The sequence below is a fragment of the Streptobacillus ratti genome (assembly GCF_001891165.1).
GTDB classification, from domain to species: domain Bacteria; phylum Fusobacteriota; class Fusobacteriia; order Fusobacteriales; family Leptotrichiaceae; genus Streptobacillus; species Streptobacillus ratti.
In genome coordinates this window covers 1-302 of the sequence record NZ_LKKW01000109.1, presented here as the reverse complement: position 1 = coordinate 302, position 302 = coordinate 1, and the positions used below count along the sequence as shown (strand labels likewise).

Annotated in this window: 1 protein-coding gene; it reads left to right on the top strand. The window is 27.2% G+C overall.

Annotated features, from left to right (window positions below; genetic code table 11):
- Positions 1–302 (top strand): hypothetical protein (locus tag BT993_RS07390; protein WP_158007944.1); only part of this gene is annotated, 302 nt, incomplete at both ends.

Below are 302 nucleotides of genomic sequence, written 5' to 3'. Positions count from 1 at the left end.
ATCTAAATCTGCTTCTTCTAATTTCATTGCTTTTTCTTCTGAAATTACTATAGCTCCTGTTAATATAGCAATATCTTCAAGCATAGCTAATCTTCTATCTCCAAATGCAGGTGCTTTAACTACAACAACATTTAAAGCTCTTCTAATTTTATCTAATACTAATGGAGAGAATGCTTCACCCTCTATATCATATGTAAATAAGAATTATGCATTAGAATTTTCTACTACTATTTTAAGTAAACATAATATTTCTGTCACTGAATTAATTTTTCTACTAGTTATATGTATATATCCATTGTCAA